Raw genomic sequence first — 2,891 nt, 5'->3', positions numbered from 1 at the left:
CCGGCGTCTCATGATCCGCGCCAAAATGTCTTTAATTTATAAGGCGATCGACAGATGAGCAGTATATCGCACCGCCGTCGGAGCCGGCGAAGAGCGCATTCTTGCGGATGGCGCGCTCGACGACGTTGGAGTCGATCTCGATCGTACCGTTGTCGAGGAATCCTGTCAGACCTTGCCAGCGCGAGAGCGCGTAGCGGATGGCTTCCGCCAGCTTGGTCTTCTGGCTGATAAGGGTGAGTTGCTGCCTAAGCCACGGCTCAAGGGCATTGATTACGGGACGGCTTCTCTCCTGCCGGACGGCGCGGCGTTCGTCGGCGGAACGACCGCGGATATCGCTCTCAACGTGGTAGAGTTGGGCGATGCGGGCGAGCGCCTCCGTCGCGATCGGCGCGGGGCCGGACTGCGCGAGCTCATAGAAGCGGCGACGCACGTGCGACCAGCAAAAGGCCAAGCTCACGGCGTTGCGTTCGGCCAGCGCCTTGTAGCCCGCGTATCCGTCGACCTGCAGGGTTCCGACAAAGTCCTGAAGATGCCGGATCGGCTGTTCGGCCTTGCGGTCCGGAGCGTAGAGATAGGCGACGCCGGGTAGGTCCATTCCGCCCCAAGGTCGGTCGTCTCGGGCATAGGCGAACAACTGCCCCGTTTTGGTCCGCCCCCGGCCCGGATCAAGCACAGGCGCAGTGGTCTCGTCCGCGAAGAGCTTGTCTGAAGCCTTCAACCGCTCGAACAGCCGCTCATGCACAGGGCGAAGCAGGAAAGCTGCCTTGCCCACCCAGTCGGCGAGTGTCGAACGGTCGAGATTGACGCCCTGGCGGGCGTAGATCTGGGCCTGACGATATAGGGGAAGGTGGTCGGCATACTTCGACACCAGAACATGAGCCACCGTGGCCTCTGTAGGAATGCCGCCTTCGACGAGACGTGCCGGCGCTGGCGCCTGCACGACCACCTCTTCGCAGGCCCGACACGCATATTTCGGTCGACGGGTGACAATCACCCGGAACTGGGCGGGCACGATGTCGAGACGCTCGGAGACGTCCTCGCCCATAACATGCAGCTGGCCTTGGCAGCACGGGCAGATCTTGTCGGCGATGTCGATTACCTGCTCGACGCGCGACAGATGGGCGGGCAACGAGCCGCGGTTGGCGCGACGCTTACGAGCCCTGGCATCACGCTTTGAGGGGTCCGCGGCTTCCGCGCTGGCGAAGCCCTCCGCCTCTACCTGCTCGGCTTCCTCCAGGCCCAGAAGAAGCTGGTCTTCGGGCAGGCTCTCCGCCCTTCGCCCGAAGCGATGGCGCTGCAACTCCTTGATGATTTGGCGGAGCCTCTCATTCTCCGCACGCGCGGCCAGAAGCATCGCCTGAAGCGCATGAGGATCGTCGGGTAGGGCAGCGGCCGCGTCGGTCACGAAGCGGATTCAAGCATGGATTCCAGTGATTTGGCAATAAGGGGATGGTCAGCTCGCCGTCGTTGGAACACGCATCTCGCGCGTTTCGTGCACCCGCCGCCAGTCGAGGCCTTCCAGGAGTGCCTGCAACTGTGCCGCCGTCAGTCGCACGACACCATCGGCAATGCCCGGCCAGCAGAACTTGCCATCCTCCAGCCGCTTGGCGAACAAGCATACGCCCGTGCCGTCGAAGTAGACGAGCTTGATCCGGTCGGCCCGCTTGGCCCGGAACACGTAGACCGCGCCCGAGAATGGATCCGCGCCCATCGCCTCGCGCACGAGCGCTGCCAGACCTTCCGCTCCCTTGCGGAAGTCGACCGGCTTCGTCGCCACCATGACCTTGACCGCTCCCGTTGGCCCGATCACGACGTTGCCCTCAGCGCACGGATCACCGCTGCAACCGTCTTCGAATCCGCCCCACGACCCACCCGCATTGCGATGCCGTCGATCTCGAGCTCGATCACACCAGCGTCTCGAGCCGGCTCCCGCTTTCTTGGCTGCGGCCGATGCTTCGCCGCAGGCTTCGGAGGCGCTGCCGTCACCACCGCCGGCACGAACATGGATTCCAATATTGCTGCCTCCCCCATCGGCCGGCGAGCAGCCCGACGCCAAGTGAACAATTGCTGCGGGGAAAGCCCATACCGGCGTGCCACAGCACAAACCGTCTCGCCCGCCTCGTAGCTCTCCGCCACTATCCGGGCCTTCTCCTCCGGCGGCCACTCACGCCGCCGACCCGAACCAGTGAAGATCTCCAGCCGACGGACCGGCTCCTCGTCCCTGGACTTAAGCGTAAACTCTGAAATCGTCATATGTCGAAGCCCTCAAAGGCCTCGAACATCGTCCCTTACATCCACGCGCGAAAGGTGCCGCCGGGACAGCGCTTACGTTGCAGCGTCCTTGTCGGAACCCACAGCGCAGCGCCCAGGACGACCACGCAAGCAGAAGGCGGTCCGTGACGCCGGTGTGATCGAGCTTGCGAGCTTGAGATCGACGGCGTTGTGATGCGGGTCGGCCATGGCGCCGACGCCAGCACGGTGTCTGCGGTCATTCGCGCGGTGAAGGCGACGTCGTGATCGGGCCGACTGGTGCGGTCAATGTCATGGCGGCGACGAAGCCAGTAGACTTCCGCAAGGGCGCGGAGGGATTGGCCGCGCTGGTGCGCGAGACGATGGTCGCCGATCCGTTCTTATGTGTCGCCGTGGACATGTGGCGGCGCGGTCCCGAAGCGGTAATTCCGCGGTGATCGCGAGCTTTGCCGCCACATTATATCTCATCACTTTCTCCTTCGGGCTCAGGATTCCCCGGCGCGCCCGTGATGGAAAGCGTGTAATGTTGGAGCTTATATCCGAGTGTGCTCAAAGGTCCAATGCTTGCTCGACAGCGTCGGCTAAACGATCAACGATTTCTTCGATTGCCTCTCCCGTCACGATAAGCGAGGGAGCAATAA

At 63.5% G+C, this 2,891-nt stretch carries 3 protein-coding genes and 1 pseudogene; 1 reads left to right on the top strand and 3 read right to left on the bottom strand.

The features are described 5' to 3' along the window. Positions 1–37: 37 nt before the first annotated feature. The 3 genes and pseudogenes from tnpC to tnpA form a co-directional block, all read right to left on the bottom strand. A pseudogene (gene tnpC / locus NKI39_RS34040) lies at positions 38–1,405 on the bottom strand (IS66 family transposase); the annotation flags it as partial. A gap of 48 nt (positions 1,406–1,453) precedes the next feature. Next, on the bottom strand, positions 1,454–1,810 hold the full coding sequence (gene tnpB / locus NKI39_RS34035) for an IS66 family insertion sequence element accessory protein TnpB (protein WP_352837520.1): 357 nt from the start codon (positions 1,808–1,810) through the stop codon (positions 1,454–1,456). Beyond that, positions 1,807–2,253, bottom strand: a complete 447-nt coding sequence (gene tnpA, locus NKI39_RS34030; protein ID WP_352483797.1) for an IS66-like element accessory protein TnpA — start codon at positions 2,251–2,253, stop codon at positions 1,807–1,809. The genes tnpB (NKI39_RS34035) and tnpA overlap by 4 nt, the downstream gene beginning before the upstream one ends. Positions 2,254–2,513: 260 nt before the next feature. Here tnpA and tnpB (NKI39_RS34025) point away from each other — a divergent pair, with 260 nt between their 5' ends. Beyond that, positions 2,514–2,687 (top strand): IS66 family insertion sequence element accessory protein TnpB, encoded by a 174-nt coding sequence (tnpB, locus tag NKI39_RS34025; RefSeq protein ID WP_352837517.1) that lies wholly within the window; start codon positions 2,514–2,516, stop codon positions 2,685–2,687. Positions 2,688–2,891 lie beyond the last annotated feature (204 nt).

Source organism: Mesorhizobium sp. M0664, from assembly GCF_040320565.1.
In the GTDB taxonomy this organism is placed as follows: Bacteria; Pseudomonadota; Alphaproteobacteria; order Rhizobiales; family Rhizobiaceae; genus Mesorhizobium.
This window is presented reverse-complemented; position numbering and strand designations above follow the sequence as displayed.

Bases quoted from the DNA above. Each gene is read 5' to 3' on its own strand.
- tnpA (WP_352483797.1), bottom strand. From the start codon at position 2,253: ATGACGATTTCAGAGTTTACGCTTAAGTCCAGGGACGAGGAGCCGGTC.